This is a genomic window from Nitratidesulfovibrio sp. D1 (genome assembly GCF_051133415.1).
In the GTDB taxonomy this organism is placed as follows: Bacteria; Desulfobacterota; Desulfovibrionia; order Desulfovibrionales; family Desulfovibrionaceae; genus Cupidesulfovibrio.
On sequence record NZ_JBPGNZ010000008.1, the window covers coordinates 78,483 to 97,292 of the forward strand.

Consider the following 18,810-nt stretch of genomic DNA (forward strand, 5'->3'; position numbering starts at 1 on the left):
ACGGCACGAGATGTCGCAGCACGCGCGCCCGCAGGGCGACGACGCATCCTATCGCGGCATCTGGCGGCTGACATGGCCCCAGATGCTGATGATGGTCTTCCATTTCCTCATCGGGTTCACCGACGTCTGGGTGGCAGGCCGCATCCAGCCAGAGGTGCAGGCCGCCATCGGCCTTGTCTCGCAGTGCCTGTTCTTTCTGCTGGTGGTCGCCGTGGCCGGTGCCAACGCGGGGGTCGCGGCCATCAGCCAGGCGCTGGGGGCGGGCCTGCTGCCGCGCGCCCGGCGCTACGCGGGCATGGTGCTGGCGGGCGGGTGCACGGTGGGCGTGGGCATCATGCTGCTGGGCCTCGCCACCATCGAGCCCTTCCTGCGCCTGTTGCAGGTGCCCGAGCCCATCATGCCGGTGGCCTCGTACTTCTGGAAGGTGTACCTGCTGGGCCTGCCCGCCAACTACCTGTTCACCATCACCGGGGCGGTGTTCCGCGCCCGCAAGCGCATGATCGCGCCGCTGGTGTCCATGGTGGTGGTCTGCATCGTCAACGCCGGGGCCACCCTGGGCTTCGGCCTCGGGCTGTGGGGCCTGCCCGCCTACGGGTACGCGGGGGTGGCCTGGGCCACCTTCGTCGCCATCATGATCGGGGCCGCGCTGAACGTGGGCATGCTGGTCCGCGACCGGGAACTGCTGCAACGCGCCTCCTTCCCTCCCCTGCGCTGGATGCGGCGCGGCGCGCCCTATCTCATCCGCGTGGCAGCGCCCGCCGCCGGGCTCCAGATCATGTGGAACCTCGGCTACCTGGTGCTGTTTTCCATCACCGCCTCGCTGCCTGCGGGCAGCGTGGCGGCCCTGGCCGGCATGACGGCTGGCATGCGCGTGGAATCGTTCATTTTCCTGCCTGCGCTGGCCTTCAACATGACCGCCTCGGTGCTGGTGGGCCATCTGTTGGGCGCGGGCCGCAAGCCGGAAGCCTTCCGGGTCAGCCTGCGCCTGCTGGGCGTCGGCTGCGCCTCCATGAGCGTGTTCGCCGTGCTGCTCTGGCCATGGACGTCCGACATCGCCGCCTGGCTGGCCCCGGAACCCGCCGTGGCCGTCCAGGTGGTCAGCTATCTGCGCTACAACCTCGTCTCCATCCCTTTCACCGTGGCCAGCATGACCCTTGGCGGGGTCATGACCGGCGCGGGCGCCACCCTGTATTCCTTCCTGGTGTACGGTTCGGCCACGTGGTTCGTGCGGCTGCCGCTGGCATGGGTCATGGGCCACGTGGTGTGGCGGGATGCGGCGGGGATATTTCTCGCCATGTTCGTTTCCCAGGTGTTCCAGTCTTCGGTCATGCTGTGGCTGTTCTGCACGCGTGACTGGAGCCGGTTCAGCATGATCCGGCGCAACGGCCGCAAGGCCGCGCCACAAGGAGCTGCCTCGCATGACCGACAGTGAGTTGACCCCCGGAGAGTTCCGGCCCGTCTCGCTCGACCGCATGGCCGAGTATCTCGACCTTTTCGCCCGCACGCCGCAGCACGCGTCGGACTACAGTTTCACCAACGTCTGGGGCTGGGCCGAATACTATGGCCTGGAATGGACCTTTGCGCACGGGTTGTGCTGGCTGCGCCAGACCAGGCCGGAACCCGTATGGTGGGCGCCCGTGGGGCCGTGGCTGGATGCGGACTGGAGCCGGTGCGCGCTGCTGGGCGCGGGCGCCCGGTTCATCCGCGTGCCCGAGTCGCTGGCCGTGCATTGGCAGCGGACCCTGGGCGGCCGGGTGGCGCTGGCCGAGGCGCGCGGCCAGTGGGACTATCTGTATGCCGCGCAGGACTTGGCGGAACTGAAGGGCAACAAGTTCCACAAGAAGAAGAACCACGTGAACGGCTTCCTGAAGGCCTATCCGCACGAGTACCATCCCATGACGCCGGACTGCATTGAGGCGGTTCTGGACATGCAGGAGGAATGGTGCAAGTGGCGCGAGTGCGACGAATCGCACGCGCTGGTGGCTGAGAACACCGCCGTGCGGAGGGTGCTGGAGCACTGGGACAGGATTCCCGGGCTTTCCGGCGGGGCGCTGTACGTGGAGGGAAAGATGATCGCCTACACCGTGGGCGAGCGGCTGGACGACGAGACCCTGGTGGTGCATTTCGAGAAGGCCAAGCCGGAGTATCGCGGCGTGTACCAGGCCATCAACAACCTGTACGCGCGCGAGCACGCCATGAGCTTCCGGTACATCAACCGCGAGCAGGATCTGGACGACCTTGGCCTGCGGCAGGCCAAGGAGAGCTACAATCCCGTGGGCTTCCTGAAGAAGTTCGCGGTGGACGTGGCCCCGGCGTAGGGGCGGCCTTGTGTGCGCCTCCGGCGTCCCCTGCACGCCCATTATGCAGCGGTGCCCGGATTCCGCATGGCTGCGCCAATCCCCCCGTGGTTTGACACCCCGCCGCCGAAGGCAGTAGAAGGGCGCGGCGTCCGCCGCCCCGTGCGGGGCGCGCCATGAACTTCAGGAGGTTTCCATGTCCGATGCCATCCGCGAAAAGGTGCAGGCCGCCCTCGACAAAGTCCGTCCCTATCTGCAGGGCGACGGAGGCGACGTCGAACTGGTGGATATCACCGCAGACGGCGTGGTCCGCGTGTGCCTGACCGGCGCGTGCAAGGGCTGTCCCATGTCGCAGCAGACCCTGAAGGGCGGCGTGGAACGCATGGTGCTGAAGGAAGTGCCCGAGGTGAAGCGCGTCGAGGCCGTGTAGCCTCCGCGCCGCGCCTCAGTTTCTTTCGTCTTCCCGGCCGCGCGTGCGGCATTCCACGCCATCAACGATACCCGAAGAACGGGGAGAACATCATGACCAAGGTCGTTACGCGCTTTGCGCCGAGCCCCACCGGGCACCTGCACATCGGCGGGGCGCGCACCGCCATCTTCAACTGGCTGCTGGCCCGCCACTTCGGCGGCACCTTCCTGCTGCGCATCGAGGACACCGACCAGGAGCGCTCGCTGCAGGAGTACACCGACTCCATCCTGGCCTCCATGCGCTGGCTGGGCCTGGACTGGGACGGCGAGCCCATCTACCAGAGCAGGCGCTTCGACATCTACAACGGCTACATCGACCGCATGCTGGAAACCGGCCACGCCTACTGGTGCGAATGTTCGCCCGAAGAGGTGGAGCGGATGCGCGAAACGGCCCGCGAGCGCGGGCTGAAGCCCAAGTACGACGGCCGCTGCCGCGAGCGCGGCCTTGGCCCCGGCCCCGGCCGGGTGGTGCGCCTGAAGGCCCCGCTGACCGGCCGCGTGGTGTTCGAGGACGTGGTCAAGGGCGCCCTGGCCTTCGATGCGGCGGAACTGGACGACATGGTGCTGCGCCGGGCCGACGGCACGCCCACCTACAACATGGCCGTGGTGGTGGACGACGCCGCCATGGGCGTCACCCACGTGCTGCGCGGCGACGACCACGTGTCCAACACGCCCAAGCAGGTGCTGATCTACCAAGCCCTTGGGCTGCCGCTGCCGGTGTTTGGCCACGTGCCCATGATCCTTGGTCCGGACAAGAAGAAGCTGTCCAAGCGCCACGGCGCGCGCGCGGTCATCGAGTATGAGCAGGACGGCCTGCTGCCCCAGGCGCTGGTGAACTATCTGGTGCGCCTGGGCTGGTCGTACGGCGATCAGGAAATCTTCGCGCTGTCGGAACTGGTGGAAAAGTTCACCACCGACAACCTGAACAGCGCCCCCGCCGCCTTCGACCCGGACAAGTTGCAGTGGCTGAACGCCCACTACCTGCGCGAGACTCCGGTGGACGAACTGGCCCGCCTGGCCGCGCCCTTCGTGAAGGCGGAAGGCTTCGACGCGGCCCCGGAACGGCTGGCCGCGCTGGTGCCCCTGTTCCGCGAGCGCGCCTCGAACCTGGCCGACCTCGCCAAGGTGATGCGCTTCATGCTGGTGGACGCCGCCGCGCTGGACCACGACCCCGCCGCCGTGGCCAAGGCCCTGACCACCGAGGGCAAGGCCCACGTGGCCGCCCTGCGCGGGCTGCTGGAAAAGGCCGAGCCCTTCGACAAGGCCGCGCTGGAGAAGGTGGTGCACGACTACGTGGAGCAGGGCGGCCTGAAGTTCAAGCAGGTGGGCCCGCCGCTGCGCGTGGCGCTGGCTGGCTCGCTGGGCGGCCCCGGCCTGCCCGAGATCATGGAAGTGCTGGGCCGGGCCGAAACCCTGGCCAGGCTCGACCGGGCGGCGACGCTGGGCTAGAAGCCCGCCGCACCGGCAATGGAACCGCGCCTGCAACGGGGCCGGAAGCGATAGCTTCCGGCCCCTCTTCATTGCCCGGCCGGGGGGCGATGAATCCGGTAAAACGTCATTTGCTTGTTGACACCGCCATTTGCTCGTCGATAAAGTATATGACCATCAATGTTGTCGGCCGCCGCCGGGGATCGTGGCGCGGCGGCCGCACGCGCAACGGGGGGCCGGCGTGGCCCGTGTTGCCGGGACAGTGCCGGGGGGACCATGTATTCGGGGATTACGGTCGACCTGTCGGACATGCTGTTGTCCATTTCGGAGGCGCTCGACCTTGCGAGCCCTTCGCTGTCGCAGCATCAGTTGCGGGTCGCCTTCGTGGCATGGGAACTGGCGGAGGCGCTGGACCTGCCGCAGAAGGACAAGGAAACGCTGTTCATCGCATCGCTGCTGCACGACGTGGGCGCGCTGTCGCCGGAAGACAAGCTGGACGTGCGCGCCTCGCGCGTCGAGAACATGGACGAGCACTGCGCCGTGGGCGCGGGGCTGCTGGCCCAGGGGCCGGGCCTGGCCGAGGCCGCCGAGGTGGTGCGCCTGCATCACGCCACCCTGCCGGACTTGGAGGCGCACGGCCCCGACCCGCGCGTGGGCCTGCTGGCCCAGATCGTCCTGCTGGCCGACACGCTGGAACGGTCCATGGACCGGGGCATCTACGTGCTGCACCAGCACGACGACCTCACCGCCGGAATCCGCCGCATGTCGGGCTGCGCCATGGACCGCCGGGTGGTGGAGGCCTTTCTGCTGGTTTCCGGCCGCGACGAATTCTGGCTGAACCTCGTTTCGCCCCGCCTGTTCGCCTTTCTCAGCGAACGCAATCCCTGCCGCCGCCTGCAACTGGACCTGGACGGCGTGCGCATGTGGTCGCTGCTGGTGCGGGAGATCATCGACTTCCGCTCCCCGTTCACCGCCACCCATTCCGCCGGGGTTTCCGCCTCAGCCGGGGCGCTGGCGCGGGCCTTCGGCCTGCCCGAGCCCGAGGCGCGCCTGCTGGAAATCGCGGGCAACCTGCACGACCTCGGCAAGATGGTGGTGCCCAACGCCATCCTGGAAAAGGCGGGCCCCCTGTCCGACGAGGAATTCGCCGTGATGCGCCAGCACACCTACCACACCTACCTGGTGCTCAACTCCATGAAGGGGCTTGGCGGCATCGCCGAATGGGCGGCCTTCCACCACGAGAAGCTCGACGGCTCGGGCTATCCCTTCCGCATCGGGGCGGGCGGGCTGAGCATCGGTTCGCGGATCATGGCCGTGGCCGACATGTGCACCGCCCTGGCCGAGGACCGGCCCTACCGGGCGGGCATGCGCCGCGACGAGATCGTCGACGTGCTGCGCGACGGCGTGCGCCGGGGGCTGCTGGACAAGGCCGTGGTGGCCACGCTGGAATCGCGGCGCGACGAGATCATCGACATTGCGGCGGCGGCGCAGGGCAAGGCGCGCAGCAAGTTCGCCCGCCACATCGGGCGCTGAGGCATCGGCATTGCCGCAACGCGGGGGCCGAAGAAGCACGCAAAAGGGGACGCCATGTGGCGCCCCCTTTCCATTGCCGTCCGTTTCGGTCGGTTCTTTCCGTTTCCGGCCATTCCTGCCTGCGTGCTACTGGACCGGGTAGCCGCCGTTGCGGCGTTCGTTCCCGTTGCCGTCATCCTCGTCATCCTCGTCGCCGAGGTCGTCGTTGCCGGAATCCTCGTCGTCCAGCAGGGCGGACAGGATGTCCTCGTCCAGATCGTCGTCGTCCTCCTCGTCGCCGTCCAGGTCGCGGGCGGCGGCGCGGGAAGCGTAGGCGCGGTCCATGTCCAGCAGGGGGCCGTCATCGCGGGTCAGGCTGCCGGCCGGGTCGGAGGCGAAGCCGTCGCCTTCGTCGTCGCGGGTGAACATGCGCCAGGTCACGCTGCCGTCGTCGTGCTGTTCCGAGGACACGCGCAGGATGGGGGTTTCCTTCCAGATGTAGATCATGGTGTCGTCGGGCCATATCTCGCAGCGCATGTGCGCCGCGATGTCGTGCGCGCCGATGGCGCCGGGGTTCTCGCCCAGTTCCTCTAGTTGCTCGCGCAGCAGTTCCTCGACGCGGGCCGCCACCTTGCTGCCGTATTTCATGGAATCGTCTCCTGTGGATGGGGCGCGGGCGCCCGTGGTCGTCCTTCGCTCGCCGTCGCTTACCGCACCCCGCGCACGGCCGCAACAGGGATGCGCGGGCTGGTTGCGGATGCGGCCCGTTCTTGCCCGGCGGGCCGACGTGGCCTATGCTGCGGCGCATCCGGCCGACATCGCCCGACAACAACCAGAGGTACGCCAGTGACCCAGCAGAACCGCCGCATCATCGAACGCCTGCCCCTGTTCGACGGGCTTTCCGACGCCCAGCTTGAAGGGCTTGCGGGCATCGTGGTGGACCGCCGCGTGGACAAGGGCCAGATGATCTTCTTCGAATCGTCTCCGGCAGAGGGCTTCTACGTGGTGGCCGAGGGCCGCGTGAAGATATTCAAGACCGCGCCCGACGGGCGCGAGGCCGTGATGCACGTGATGGGCCCCGGCGAGACCTTCGGCGAGGTGGCGGTGTTTCAGGGCGGCACCTTTCCCGCCCACGCCATGGCCGTGGAGAATGCGCGGGTGCTGTTCCTGCCGCGCAAGGGCCTGGTGGACCGCATCACCCGCGACCCCACCCTGGCCATGAACATGCTGGCCGCGCTGTCGCGCAAGCTGCGCGTGTTCACCACCAAGGTGGAATCCCTGACCCTGCACGAGACGCCGCAGCGCCTCGCCGCCTACCTGCTGCACGCCAGCGAATTGAAGGGCGACGCCGACACCTTCCGGCTGGACATGGCCAAGGGGGTGCTGGCGGGCATGCTGGGCACCGCGCGCGAGACGCTTTCGCGCTGCCTCGGAAAGCTGGCCGAACGGGGGGCCGTTTCCGTGGACGGGCGCGAGGTGACCATCGTGGACCGCGACTATTTGCAGGCGTTGGCCGACGGGGACGAGACGCTCTGACGATGGGGGCGAAGGCGGCGTGACGCTACGCGCCGCGCCGCACGGCGGGCAGCAGCACCGTGAAGCGGCACCACAGGCCCGGCTGCGATTCCACCATGATGTGCCCGCCGTGGTTGCGGCTGACGATGAAGTACGACACCGAAAGGCCCAGTCCCGTGCCTTCGCCGGGCGGCTTGGTGGTGAAGAACGGCTCGAACGCCCGTACCCGCGTCCTCTCGTCCATGCCCGGCCCGTTGTCCTCCACTTCCACCCGCACGTAGTCGGCGTCGGCCCCCGGAGTGGCGGGCTCCCCGCTTCCATCGCTCCTTCCGGCCCCTTCGGGCAGGCCGGGCACGCCGCGTTGCGTGCCCACGCGCAGGATGACGCGCGGCTTTTCCCTCTGCGGGTAGGTCTTGCGCGAGATGGCCTGCGAGGCGTTCTTCAGCAGGTTGAACAGCACCTGCTCTATCTCGGTGGGGGCGCATTCCACCCTGGGCGTGCCGGGCGTGTACTCCCGGATGATCCGGATGTTGCGGAAATCGTGGCGCTTCTTGAGGTCGTAGTCGTTTTCGGCCAGTTCCACGGCCCGGTCCAGCAGCACCGACAGGTCGCATTCGCTGCGCTCGGCGTCGCTGCGCCGGGCGAAATCCAGCATGTGCCGCACGATGTCCGCGGCGCGGGCGCAGGCCTCGCGGATGTTGGTCACCAGCTTGGCCAGCCCGCGCAACTCGAAGTAATGCTGCACGCGCTCCAGGTCCACGCCCGCCATCAGTGCGGCGGCCTCGTTGTCCGGCACGCCGGGGGCAAGGCGGCGTTGCAGGTTCTGGGCCGACTGGGTGATGGCCGACAGGGGGTTGTTGATCTCGTGCGCCATGCCCGCGGCCACGCCCCCCACGGACATCATCTTTTCCGTCTGCACCATGATCTCGCGCAGTTTTTTCTGCTCGGTCACGTCGCGGATGATGGCGATGAGCCACGGTTCCCCCCGCAGGGTGAACCGGCTGAGGGAAATCTCGCAGTCGAAGGGGGAGCCGTCCGCGCGCAGGTGCGTCCATTCGAAGAACTGCGGCTCGCCGCCCAGGGCCTTGGCCAGGCGCATCTCCTCCACCAGCCGGGTGTCTCCGGAGCGGGGCTGCTCCGGCGGCGAAAGGTCGCGCGGGGCCATGGAGGTCAACTGGTCCAAGGGCCTGCCGAACAGCTCGCAGGCCCGGCGGTTGGCGTCGCGCACCAGTCCGTCGCGGATCAGGAAAATGGCGTCGTTGGCCGCCTCGAACAGCGCCCGGTACTTGCGCTCGCTCTCGCGCAGTTCCTCTTCGGCGCGCAGCCGTTCCGACACGTCGCGCGCGATGCACGAGACGTAGGGCCGCCCGCCGATGTCGTGGCGCTTCAGGGCCAGTTCCAGCCACAGGCCGCCCCCTTGCGAGGGCTGGCGGATCAGGCGGCGTTCCTCGCCGGTGGCCGTGGGGACGGCGTCGGCCATGTGCCATGCGCCGGTGCGCGGGCCGTCCTGCGGCTCGGCGTCCTCCGCGCCGCCCGTCAGGCGCGGCTTCCACCCGGCCAGTTCGGGAAACGCCGCCGCCAGCGGGCGGCCGGTCAGGGCCTCCCACGGCAACCCGGCGAAGCGGCAGGCCGCGCCGTTGGCGTCCAGCACCACCAGGGTATCGGCGTCCAGCAGCAGCACCCCGTCGCCCGCGCTTTCCAGCAGGGCGCGGAACAGTTCCAGTTGCTGGAGGCGCTCCTTCAGTTCCGGGTAGTAGCTCTTGCGCGTGGAGGCCTGTCCGAGCCCGATGAGCTTTTCCCGCAGGTCGTCAGAGCGCTTCGGCATACAATTCTTCCAGTTCGCGCGCGTCGAGCGGGGCCGGATTGGTGGACAGGCAGGGATCGTCCAGCGCCAGGCGCGCCAGTTCCGCCAGTTGCCCCCGGGTGACCCCGTACTGGGCGAGCCCCTTGTCGAACCCGGCCCGGCGGCGCATGTCGCCAAGCCGGGCGAACAGGGCGTCGCGCACCTCGTCGTCCGGAGCTGCGAGGGTCCCGCCCGCGCCCAGCGCTCCGTCCACGCCCAGCGCCTCGGCCACGCGGCGGTAGCGCCGCGGCGCCGCCGTGAAGTTGCGGCGCACCACGAAGGGCAGCAGCAGGGCGTTGCATTCGCCGTGGGGCAGGTCCAGCAGGCCGCCCAGGCTGTGCGACAGGGCGTGCACCGCGCCCAGGATGGCGTTGGAAAAGGCCAGCCCCGCGTTCATGCTGCCAAGGGCCATGCGCGCCCGGGCGTCCCTGTCGCGCAGGTCGTCCAGCACGTCGAACAGGGCTGTTCCGATGCCCCGGATGGCCTCAAGGGCGAACATGTCGGTGACGGGCGAATGGGCGTTGGAGGCATAGGCCTCCACGGCGTGGGTCAGGGCGTCGAGCCCGGTGGCGGCGGTGAGGTTGCGCGCCTTGGTCAGGGTGGTCAGCGGGTCCACCAGGGCCACGTCGGGCACGTTGGCCTTGCTGACGATGGCGATCTTCACCCTGCGCGGCGTGTCGCGGATGATGGCGAACTGCGAGACGTCGGCGGAACTGCCCGCCGTGGTGGGCACGCAGACCAGCGGGGGCATGGGCTTGGGGATGGCGTCCACCCCCTCGTAGTCCAGGACGTGGCCGCCGTTGGCCACCACGATGCCGATGCCCTTGGCACAGTCCATGGGACTGCCGCCGCCCACGGCCACGATGGCGTCGCACCCTTCGGCGCGGAACACTTCGCTGCCCTGCATCACTTCGGTATCGCGGGGGTTTTCCGACACTCCCAGAAAGGTCGCGCAGGCAATGCCTTCGTCGCGCAGGGTGCGGACCACCGCCTCGGTATGTCCCGCCGCCGCCACGCCCTGGTCGGACACCACGAGGCACCGTGATGCGCCGAGGTTGCGGGCATGTCGGCCCGCCAGACCGGCCGCGCCGTAGCCGAACACGAATTCAGGCGCGACGAATTTGCGCAGTTCGTAGTCGCTCATGGAACGCCCCCGATGCCGCCGTGCGACGGCCCTTCCCCTGAAGGACGCCGCCAGTGTTTCCCCGTATCGCACTGTATGCAAGGCGGGGCCGTTTCGTCATCCTTTTTGTGACCGGGGTTTACCAACACGCGGAACGACGCACGGCCCGCGTTGCGGGCCGTGCGTCGTGGGCAGTCTGGTCTGGTGAGGCGCTGGTGCATCAGACTCGGGGTGCGGACGCCGGAGCGTCAGGCCAGAGGAGTGGGCGCTGGCGCGTCAGGCGAGCGGAGTAGGCGCTGGCGCGCCCTGGCACGTCATGACCATTTCGTTCAGCGGCACGTTGGTGCCGGAAAGCTCGCGGGCCTTGGCCAGGGCTGCGGTAAGGCCCCGGCAGCAGGGCACTTCCATGCGCAGCACGGTCATGGACCGGATGCCGCTGGTGGCCAGGATGTCGGCCAGGCGCTGGGCGTAGGCGTCGGTGTCGTCGAACTTGGGACAGCCGATGAGCACCACCTTGCCCTTGGCGAAATGGCTGTGGAACAGGGGCGAGGCCGCGGCTGCACAGTCCGCCGCCACCAGCACGTCGGCGTCCTTCAGGTAGGGGGCCGTGGGCGGCACCAGGCGGATCTTCAGCGGCCAGTGGCCGGGGCCGGATACCGGGCCTTCGGCCATGGCGGACACACCGAACAGGGGCGTGTCGGCCTTGGCGAAGCTGCGGATCATGGAACCGGGGCAACCGCCGTGGCCGCCGCTATGACCGTGTCCGTGCCCGGCCCGTCCGGCCTGTCCTGCCCTTTCTGCCCCTTCTGCCCCTTCCGGTTGACGGGCCAGGCCGTAGTGCCCGTGCACGCCGTGCCCGTCGGGCCTGCCGTGGGGGGCGTGATGATTGCCGGAGCGCGGCTGCGCGCTGTCGCGCGTGCGCACGTGCTCCATGGCCGCTTCCTCGTCGAAGGGCACGGCTTCGCGCTGGATGATGCGCAGCGCCCCCTGCGGGCAACTGCCGATGCACGCGCCGAGGCCGTCGCAGAAGCTGTCGGAGACGATCTTGGCCTTGCCGTCCACGATGGCGATGGCGCCTTCGGCACAGTCCAGCACGCACGCGCCGCAGCCGTCGCAACGTTCCTCGTCGATTTCCAGGATGTTCCGGGTGGTGTCCATGTCTGTGGTCCTTGTCCGCGGGTTGGAGCGCGGGTGGCGGCCCCCCGCCGGTTGCCGGTCGCGGGGCTGGTCGGTGATGCCGGGTGTTGCGGCGGTCGTTGCGGCGGTCGTTGCGGTCGCTGCGGCCCCGTTGCCCCCGTGGTCTTCATGTACGGGGACGCCGGAGCGGTGCGGTATGTCCGGAGCGGGGGGCGGGGGAGGGGGAGGCCCGTGCCGTCCCCTCCTGTTCTCGTCGTTTCCGCGTGAGCCCGGTTTACCCCAGGATGGCCTTCAGGTCTTCGTCCGGGGTGGTGATGGGCTTGATGTTGTAGTTCTGCACCAGGAAGTTCAGCACGTTGGGGGTGATGAACGCGGGCAGTGACGGTCCGAGGCGGATGTCCTTGATACCGAGGGCCAGCAGCGTGAGCAGGATGACCACGGCCTTCTGCTCGTACCACGAGAGCACCAGCGACAGAGGCAGGTCGTTCACGCCGCACTCGAAGGCCCCGGCCAGGGCCACGGCGATCTGGATGGCCGAGTAGGCGTCGTTGCACTGGCCCACGTCCAGCAGGCGCGGAATGCCGCCGATGTCGCCCAGTTCCTTGTCGAAGAAGCGGAACTTGCCGCAGGCCAGCGTGAGCACCACGGTGTCCTTGGGGGTCTTTTCCACGAACTCGGTGTAGTAGTTGCGGCCGGGCTTGGCGCCGTCGCAGCCGCCCACCAGGAAGAAGTGGCGGATGGCGCCGGACTTCACCGCGTCGATGACCTGGCCGGCCACGCTCATGACGGTGTTGTGGCCGAAGCCCACCAGCACGTTCTTGCCGGGCGCGTCTTCGGTGAAGCCGGGCAGTTCCTGCGCCTTCTTGATCACGGCCGAGAAGTCGTAGTTCTCGCAGTGCACGAGGCCGGGCCAGCCCACGAGGCCGGTGGTGAACACGCGGTCCTTGTACGACTCCTGCGGCTTCTGGATGCAGTTGGTGGTGAACAGGATGGCGCCGGGGAAGGCCGGGAATTCCTTGTGCTGGTTCTGCCACGCGGTGCCGAAGTGGCCGTAGAAATGGGGGTACTTCTTCAGTTCCGGATAGCCGTGGGTGGGCAGCATTTCACCGTGGGTGTAGATGTCGATGCCCTTGCCTTCGGTCTGCTTCAGCAGTTCGTGCAGGTCGCGCAGGTCGTGGCCGGAAACCAGGATGCACTTGTTCTTGCGGTGGCCCAGCGGAACCTGCGTGGGCACGGGGTGGCCGTAGGTGCCGGTGTTGCCCGCGTCCAGCAGTTCCATAGCGCGCAGGTTGGTCTTGCCGCATTCCAGGGCAAGCTCCACCCACTGGCCAAGATCGCGCTGCACGCCGTCGTACCCGGCGGCCAGGCCCTTGAACAGGAAGGAGAACACTTCGGGGTCGGTCTGGCCCAGCACGGCGGCGTGGTCGGCGTAGGCGGCCAGGCCCTTCATGCCGTAGAGCAGGGTCTGCTTCAGCGAAACGATGTCCGGGTCGCTCTTGTCGGCGGTGAGCGCGCCGATTTCGGCCTGGGCGCCCAGGCCGTCCAGGGTGGCGGCGGGCTGGAACGAGGCCGGGCCGGAGCTGCCGGTGCCGAGGGACACGCCCGCGCGGGCGGCCAGGGCGTTGCGGTGCTTCACGATCTCGTTGATGTACGCCTGGAAGCGGGCCGGGTCGAAGTTGACGTTGGTCAGGGTGGTGAACAGGGCCTTGGCCCCGTAGTGGTCGATGGTCGGGTCCACGATGCCTTTCTTGCGGGCTTCCAGCGCCACCAGGGCCAGGCCGCGCAGGGCGTAGACGGTCAGGTCCTGAAGGGCGGCGACTTCGGGCTGCTTGCCGCACACGCCGATGGTGGTGCAGCCGGTACCCTTGGCGGTCTGTTCACACTGGTTGCAGAACATGGACATGGGGCTCTCCTTTTTCTGGGGTTCGTTCTTGTGGCCGGACTGACCAGACAGGCCGAACAGGCCGAAAAGTTTCGAAAGGACCATGGGCTCGCTCCGTCGTGGTTGCGGTTCGGCGGGGCGGCGTCGCCGGATCGGCGCGTCTGGCGCGTTTGACGCGTCTGGCGCATCGGGCACATCCGGTACGCTCACATCGTTGCCGGGCCTTTTGCCCCGTCGTTGAGTGCACAATAGTCCGGGGGGCGGATGCGCGATGTGACGGGCATCAAAACCGCGGGGAATTTCGCGCGGAATGCGATTTTTTTTTCGTCCCGTCTTCGCCTTCCCGCACAAGGGCGATGGGGTATCTCATTCAGTATAGCAGGATGCGCCGCCGAAGGCAGTATTTTTTTGCCGCGACACGGCAGCCGGAACCGCCGGACCGTCAACCGGACCGCCCGCCATCGCCGCGCGCCTCACGTGCGCGGGCGGTGGACAGGCGTCTATGCATCGGGGCGCTTCGGATAGAAAGTATCGATTTTACCGGAACTTGGCAGGTGGGCTATCCAGTGGCGAGCCACCGCGCGTGGCCGCAGCTTTTCCGCAGGAGGCCCCATGCCCGTTGCCCGTCTGGTTGTCGGCGTCGATGTGGGCTCCACCGCCGCCAAGGCCGTGGTGCTCGACGGCGACTCGCGCGCCGTGCTTGGCGTGGCCGTCACCCCCACCGGCTGGAACCCCCGCGAAACCGGCGAGGCCGTGTTGCACGCCGCCCTGCGCGAGGCCGGAACCGGCATGGACGGCGTGGCCCGCGTGGTGGGCACCGGCTATGGCCGCATCTCGCTGCCCTTCCTGCACCGCACCGTCACCGAAATCACCTGCCATGCGCGCGGCGCGCACCACCTTGCGCCGGAAACCCGCACCGTGCTCGACGTGGGCGGCCAGGACAGCAAGGTGGTGGCCGTGGACGAGCGCGGCAGCGTGCGCGACTTCGTCATGAACGACAAGTGCGCCGCCGGTACCGGCCGCTTCCTGCAAGTCATGACCGGCGTGCTCGACATGACCCTGGACGAGTTGGGCGACGCCGCATTGCGCGGCACCCCCGTGCCCCTCAACAGCATGTGCGCCGTGTTCGCCGAAACCGAAGTCATCGGGCTCATCGCCCAAGGGGTCTCCAAGGACGACCTGGCCGCCTCCATCGTGGCCTCCGTGGCGCGGCGGCTCAAGGCCCTCACCGGGCGCGTGCCCCTGGTGCCCGGCTGCGCCTTCACCGGCGGCCTCGCCACCAATCCCGCCTTCGCCCGCATCTTTTCCGGCACCCTCGGCCTCGACGTCACCGTCTCCCGCATGCCCCAGGCCACCGGTGCCCTCGGCGCCGCGCTCATTGCCGCGCAGGACATCACGCATGGCGGGGCGGCGGGGTAGTGGTGGCGGGAATTCCTGCCGGGGGGAAGGGGGTTTCCCCTTCCCCCCGGACCCCCCATCCCCTTCCCCCCAAACTTTTCAATTGCGGGGTGTTGCGCGTGATGGTCGGTCCTGCTGATCGAAGCGAGAATGCTGGAATGTTTTGGGCAACGAGGTGGCCCGATTGAAAAGTTTTGGGGGGAGCTTCAGCCGTTATGCGAGTCTTCGAGCATTACGGATGAAGACAGCAACGCGGGGTCCGGGTCCCCTCCCCGGTCTCTCTTCATCCCGTAACTCATTAAGGAGCAGGCACATGACGTGGGAGAGCATCGAACGGCTGAAGACGGCGGCGGAGCGCAATGCCCTGGCCATCAGCGAGGTCAAGGCGGCGGGGCGCAAGGTGGTGGGGTTGTACTGTCTGTATTCCCCGGCGGAGATCGCCCTGGCGGCGGGCGCGGTGCCGGTGGTGCTGTGCGGCACGCGCAACGACCCCATCGCCACGGCCGAGCAGGTGCTGCCGCGCAACCTGTGTCCGCTCATCAAGAGCAGCTTCGGGTTCGCCATGGAGGGCTCGTGCCCGTACCTGTCGGCGGCGGACCTGGTGGTGGCGGACACCACATGCGACGGCAAGAAGAAGATGTTCGAACTGCTGGGCGAGATGAAGCCCGTGCACCTCCTGCACCTGCCGTCCACGCCGGGCGACGAGGCGCTGCCCTTCTGGCGCGGCCAGTTGGAGGGGTTGGTGAAGCGGGTGGAAAACGACTTCGGGGTGACCATCACCGACCAGAACCTGACCGACGCCATCAGGCTGGCCAACCGCGAGCGCCGCGCACTGAAGGCGCTGATGGACCTGCCGCAGATGGACCCGGCCCCGGTGACCGGCATGCAGATGCTGGAAATGCTCTTCAAGCTGGGGTTCTTTGCCGACCGCGAGACCGTCATCGAACTGGCCGAAGGCGTGGTGGACGAGGTGCAGGCGGCGGCAAAGGCCGGAACCCTGCCCGCGCGTGCGGGCGGCCCGCGCATACTGCTCACCGGCGTGCCCGTGGGCATGGGTTCGCACAAGGTGGTGCGGCTCATCGAGGAATGCGGCGGCCAGGTGGTGTGCATGGAAAACTGTACCGGCTACAAGAAGGCCGATCTGGTGGACGAGACGGGCGACCCGCTCACCGCGCTGGCCCGCCGGTATCTGGCCACGCCGTGCTCGGTCATGGCGCCCAACCAGGGCCGCTTCGACCTGCTGGAAACGCTGGTGGCCGACTTCAGGCCGCACGGCGTGGTGGACCTGACCTGGCAGGCCTGCCACACCTACAACGTGGAGGCGTACAAGGTGCGCAACTTCCTGCGCGACAGGTTCGACCTGCCCAGCCTGCACATCGAGACGGACTACTCCGAGGCCGACGCCGAACAGCTCAAGGTGCGCATCGAGGCGTTCCTGGAGATGGTAGGCGCGTAGGAAGCAGGAAGGAAAGCGGCATCGGCGCGGGCGGTGGCCCATGGCCGGTGCGCGGGTATGCATGCAAGGGGGGCCGTCCGCAGGGGCGGCCCCTTTCGCGTGGCCGTGCCGCCGTCGACGTGGCCCCCGCCGGACTCGCGCGGGTCTGGCGACCGTTGCGCGAGCCCGGCGGGGGCTGCGATGGGGCCGGGACGGACACCCGGCGGAGGCGAGGAGCGGCATGCCTCCGGCGGAGGGCGTCGTGCACGCGGCATGCCCGTCCCGGCGGGGGTGTGGCGTTGCGGACCGCCGCACCCCAAGATTCGTCGTGCTTCGCTGGGCCGCGCCGTACGGCGCGGTGCTACAATTCCACCTGCGCGCCGATTTCGATGACCCGCCCCGGCGGGATGCCGAAGAAGGTGGTGGCGTTCCACGCGTTGCGCGACATGAAGGCGAACAGCCCCTTGCGCCAGCCCGCCATGTTCGAGGTGCCGCTGGTGAGCAGGGTTTCGCGGCCCACGAAGAAGGTGGTGGTCTCCATGCGCATGGGCAGGCCGCGCGCGGCGGCCAGTTGCACCAGTTCGGGCACGCGCGGGGTCTGCATGAAGCCGTAGCGGGCCACCATGCGGTGGAACCCTTCGCCCAGCTTGTGCACCACCAGCCGGTCGGGCCGGGGCACGAAGGGCATGGGCTCGGCCACGATGGTCAGCAGCATCACGGTTTCATGCAGGGTGTGGTTGTGCTTGTAGTGGTGCAGCAGGGGCAGCGGGGTGCCCGTGGGGTTCACGGACATGAACACCGCCGTGCCCGGCACGCGCAGCGGCTTGGTGCGGCGCACTCCCTCCAGAAAGGTGCCGAAGGGGACCGAGGCGGCGGCAAAGCGGACGGAAAGGGCGGCCCGGCCGTCGCGCCAGGTGAGCATCAGGGTCATGACGCACAGGGCCAGCAGCAGGGTGAACCAGCCGCCGTCCATGATCTTGAGCAGGTTGGCGGACAGGAACGCGCCGTCGAAGGCCAGGAACAGCGCCACCAGCGGCACGGCCTGCCAGGCCCGCCAGTTCCAGCGCTGGCGCGCCACGGCGTAGTAGAGCAGCGAGGTCATGGTCATGGTGGCGGTGACGGCGATGCCGTAGGCCCCGGCCAGCCGGCTGGACTCCTGGAAGGCCAGCACCAGCCCCAGGCAGGCGATCATCAGCATCCAGTTCACGGTGGGCAGGTAGATCTGCCCGCGCGTTTCCTCCGAGGTGTGGATGATGCGCATGCGCGGCACGAACCCCAACTGGATGCCCTGCTGCGTCAGCGAGTACACGCCGGAGATCATGGCCTGCGAGGCGATGACCGCGGCCACCGTGGACAGCATCACCATGGGATACAGCAGGGGGCGCGGGACCAGGGCGTAGAAGGGGTTGAAGGCCAGGCCCGGATCGGCCAGCAGCATGGCCCCCTGCCCGAAATAGTTGAGCATCAGTGCGGGAAAGACCACGGACATCCACGAAAGCCGGATGGGTCGCGCGCCGAAGTGCCCCATGTCGGCGTACAGCGCTTCGCCCCCGGTGATGCACAGCACCACGGACCCCAGCACCACCATGCCGTGCAGGTGGTTTTCCATGAAGAACCGTACGGCATAGGCGGGGCTGACGGCCGCGAACACCAGCGGGTTTCGCAGCGCGGCCACGATGCCCAGCGCGGCGATGGAAACGAACCACACCAGCATCACCGGGCCGAACACCCTGCCGATGCGCTGCGTTCCGTTCCGCTGGGCCATGAACAGCCCCACCAGCACCCCGATGGTGATGGGCAACACGAAGGGAGCGGCGGCCTCGGTAGCCACTTCCAGGCCTTCCACGGCCGAGAGCACGGAAATGGCCGGGGTGATCACCGCATCGCCATACAGCAGCGCGGCCCCGAAAATGGCGAACAGCGGCAGCATGCGCCGGAAAAGCGAAGGCGCGGGGGAAGGAGGGGGCGTTTCGCCATCCTCCCGCCCGGCATGGTCCTGTCTGGACGAGCCATCGCGCAAGAGAGCCAGCAGGGCGAAGGTTCCGCCCTCGCCGTCGTTGTCGGCGCGCATGATGAACAGCACGTACTTGATGGTGACCACCACGGTCAGCGCCCAGAACACCAGCGAGAGCACCCCCAGGATGTTGGTGGGCGTCGGGGGCAGGGCGTGCAGGCCGTGGAAGCATTCCTTGATGGCGTACAGCGGGCTGGTGCCGATGTCGCCGTACACCACCCCCAGCGCGGCCAGGGCCATGGGCAGCAGGCGGTTGGCAGCGTGGGTGGGCGGCGTGGCGCCGGGCTCGACGAAGGGCGCGGGCGATGCGCCCCCGGTGGCGGAGGCTTGCGGGGCGGTCTGCCCTTGGGTGGCGGTGGAAGCGGGCGCGGCCGTGGCGCGCGCGGCGGGTCGCGCGTCGCCGTCCGGCGTGGTGCCGGACGCGGCTTTGCCCAACGGAACGGGACCGGTGGACATTGGGCCTCCGAAAAGGGTGGGGAAAGCTTCCCCCACCCCGAGGCCCGCCGTCCGGCGGCGGCCGCCCGCTGCGGCGCAACGGACGGGTGCACGGAAGGTGCTCGGAGGGGTGCTCTCCCTTCGACGCCTGCGAGGTTAGCTGACGGGCTCGGGCCGAAGAGATTGCCCTACGCCTTGCGGCGATGCGCCCCGTACCGGGTGACCGGCTGTTGGGTCCCCCGCTTCCGCCCCCAGGGCGGAACTCGGCGATTTCGTCGAGGGGCTACGCCTGTCCGGGCATGCTGTCAATGGGGGGCGAACGC

Annotated in this window: 14 protein-coding genes and 1 riboswitch; of the genes, 8 read left to right on the forward strand and 6 right to left on the reverse strand. The window is 68.7% G+C overall.

Features of this window, described 5'->3' with window-relative positions:
* The first annotated feature begins 10 nt into the window (after positions 1-10).
* The 5 genes from ACR4XJ_RS15140 (at position 11) to ACR4XJ_RS15160 (ending at position 5,726) form a co-directional block, all read left to right on the forward strand.
* Positions 11-1,432, forward strand: coding sequence for an MATE family efflux transporter (locus ACR4XJ_RS15140; RefSeq protein WP_434755994.1), 1,422 nt, complete (start codon positions 11-13; stop codon positions 1,430-1,432).
* Positions 1,419-2,318: a DUF2156 domain-containing protein gene (locus ACR4XJ_RS15145; RefSeq protein ID WP_434755995.1), complete on the forward strand. Its 900-nt coding sequence runs from the start codon at positions 1,419-1,421 to the stop codon at positions 2,316-2,318. The genes ACR4XJ_RS15140 and ACR4XJ_RS15145 overlap by 14 nt, the downstream gene beginning before the upstream one ends.
* Positions 2,319-2,493: 175 nt before the next feature.
* Positions 2,494-2,727: a NifU family protein gene (locus ACR4XJ_RS15150; protein ID WP_434755996.1), complete on the forward strand. Its 234-nt coding sequence runs from the start codon at positions 2,494-2,496 to the stop codon at positions 2,725-2,727.
* 92 nt (positions 2,728-2,819) lie between these two features.
* The gene (gene gltX / locus ACR4XJ_RS15155) at positions 2,820-4,214 is read left to right on the forward strand and encodes a glutamate--tRNA ligase (protein WP_434755997.1); all 1,395 of its coding nucleotides are present in this window, start codon (positions 2,820-2,822) and stop codon (positions 4,212-4,214) included.
* Positions 4,215-4,469: 255 nt separating this feature from the next.
* Positions 4,470-5,726 (forward strand): HD-GYP domain-containing protein, encoded by a 1,257-nt coding sequence (locus ACR4XJ_RS15160; RefSeq protein WP_434755998.1) that lies wholly within the window; start codon positions 4,470-4,472, stop codon positions 5,724-5,726.
* A gap of 126 nt (positions 5,727-5,852) precedes the next feature.
* Here the strand turns inward: ACR4XJ_RS15160 and ACR4XJ_RS15165 are convergent, their stop codons facing one another.
* Positions 5,853-6,353 carry a hypothetical protein gene (locus ACR4XJ_RS15165; protein WP_434755999.1) on the reverse strand — a complete coding sequence of 167 codons (501 nt, stop codon included), beginning with the start codon at positions 6,351-6,353 and terminating at the stop codon, positions 5,853-5,855.
* Between the two features lie 198 nt (positions 6,354-6,551).
* On the opposite strand from ACR4XJ_RS15165, the gene ACR4XJ_RS15170 reads away from it, so the two are divergent.
* On the forward strand, positions 6,552-7,241 hold the full coding sequence (locus ACR4XJ_RS15170; protein ID WP_167124476.1) for a Crp/Fnr family transcriptional regulator: 690 nt from the start codon (positions 6,552-6,554) through the stop codon (positions 7,239-7,241).
* Between the two features lie 25 nt (positions 7,242-7,266).
* Here the strand turns inward: ACR4XJ_RS15170 and ACR4XJ_RS15175 are convergent, their stop codons facing one another.
* From ACR4XJ_RS15175 to hcp, 4 genes are all read right to left on the reverse strand, one after another.
* Positions 7,267-9,045 (reverse strand): PAS domain-containing sensor histidine kinase, encoded by a 1,779-nt coding sequence (locus tag ACR4XJ_RS15175; protein ID WP_434756000.1) that lies wholly within the window; start codon positions 9,043-9,045, stop codon positions 7,267-7,269.
* A complete protein-coding gene (gene ercA / locus ACR4XJ_RS15180; RefSeq protein WP_434756001.1) occupies positions 9,029-10,207 on the reverse strand; it encodes an alcohol dehydrogenase-like regulatory protein ErcA in 1,179 nt (392 codons plus the stop codon). Before ercA ends, ACR4XJ_RS15175 begins: the two co-directional genes overlap by 17 nt.
* A 255-nt stretch (positions 10,208-10,462) precedes the next feature.
* On the reverse strand, positions 10,463-11,344 hold the full coding sequence (locus ACR4XJ_RS15185) for an ATP-binding protein (RefSeq protein ID WP_434756002.1): 882 nt from the start codon (positions 11,342-11,344) through the stop codon (positions 10,463-10,465).
* A 253-nt stretch (positions 11,345-11,597) separates the two neighbouring features.
* A complete protein-coding gene (gene hcp, locus ACR4XJ_RS15190) occupies positions 11,598-13,220 on the reverse strand; it encodes a hydroxylamine reductase (protein ID WP_434756062.1) in 1,623 nt (540 codons plus the stop codon).
* A 597-nt stretch (positions 13,221-13,817) separates the two neighbouring features.
* Between hcp and ACR4XJ_RS15195 the strand changes: the two genes are divergently transcribed.
* Positions 13,818-14,624 carry an acyl-CoA dehydratase activase gene (locus ACR4XJ_RS15195; RefSeq protein ID WP_434756003.1) on the forward strand — a complete coding sequence of 269 codons (807 nt, stop codon included), beginning with the start codon at positions 13,818-13,820 and terminating at the stop codon, positions 14,622-14,624.
* Between the two features lie 292 nt (positions 14,625-14,916).
* A complete protein-coding gene (locus ACR4XJ_RS15200) occupies positions 14,917-16,059 on the forward strand; it encodes a double-cubane-cluster-containing anaerobic reductase (protein ID WP_434756004.1) in 1,143 nt (380 codons plus the stop codon).
* A 340-nt stretch (positions 16,060-16,399) separates the two neighbouring features.
* Here ACR4XJ_RS15200 and kup read toward each other — a convergent pair whose 3' ends face one another.
* Entirely contained in the window at positions 16,400-18,508 is a 2,109-nt protein-coding gene (kup, locus tag ACR4XJ_RS15205) for a potassium uptake protein (protein WP_434756005.1), read from the reverse strand.
* 109 nt (positions 18,509-18,617) lie between these two features.
* Positions 18,618-18,766, reverse strand: a riboswitch (cyclic di-AMP (ydaO/yuaA leader).
* Between the last annotated feature and the right edge of the window lie 44 nt (positions 18,767-18,810).

Excerpts from the sequence above, each read along its gene's own strand:
- ACR4XJ_RS15140 (WP_434755994.1), top strand. The coding sequence starts at position 11 with ATGTCGCAGCACGCGCGCCCGCAGGGCGACGACGCATCCTATCGCGGC.
- ACR4XJ_RS15145 (WP_434755995.1), top strand. The coding sequence starts at position 1,419 with ATGACCGACAGTGAGTTGACCCCCGGAGAGTTCCGGCCCGTCTCGCTC.
- ACR4XJ_RS15150 (WP_434755996.1), top strand. The coding sequence starts at position 2,494 with ATGTCCGATGCCATCCGCGAAAAGGTGCAGGCCGCCCTCGACAAAGTC.
- gltX (WP_434755997.1), top strand. The coding sequence starts at position 2,820 with ATGACCAAGGTCGTTACGCGCTTTGCGCCGAGCCCCACCGGGCACCTG.
- ACR4XJ_RS15160 (WP_434755998.1), top strand. The coding sequence starts at position 4,470 with ATGTATTCGGGGATTACGGTCGACCTGTCGGACATGCTGTTGTCCATT.
- ACR4XJ_RS15165 (WP_434755999.1), bottom strand. The coding sequence starts at position 6,353 with ATGAAATACGGCAGCAAGGTGGCGGCCCGCGTCGAGGAACTGCTGCGC.
- ACR4XJ_RS15175 (WP_434756000.1), bottom strand. The coding sequence starts at position 9,045 with ATGCCGAAGCGCTCTGACGACCTGCGGGAAAAGCTCATCGGGCTCGGA.
- ercA (WP_434756001.1), bottom strand. The coding sequence starts at position 10,207 with ATGAGCGACTACGAACTGCGCAAATTCGTCGCGCCTGAATTCGTGTTC.
- ACR4XJ_RS15185 (WP_434756002.1), bottom strand. The coding sequence starts at position 11,344 with ATGGACACCACCCGGAACATCCTGGAAATCGACGAGGAACGTTGCGAC.
- hcp (WP_434756062.1), bottom strand. The coding sequence starts at position 13,220 with ATGTTCTGCAACCAGTGTGAACAGACCGCCAAGGGTACCGGCTGCACC.
- ACR4XJ_RS15195 (WP_434756003.1), top strand. The coding sequence starts at position 13,818 with ATGCCCGTTGCCCGTCTGGTTGTCGGCGTCGATGTGGGCTCCACCGCC.
- ACR4XJ_RS15200 (WP_434756004.1), top strand. The coding sequence starts at position 14,917 with ATGACGTGGGAGAGCATCGAACGGCTGAAGACGGCGGCGGAGCGCAAT.
- kup (WP_434756005.1), bottom strand. The coding sequence starts at position 18,508 with ATGTCCACCGGTCCCGTTCCGTTGGGCAAAGCCGCGTCCGGCACCACG.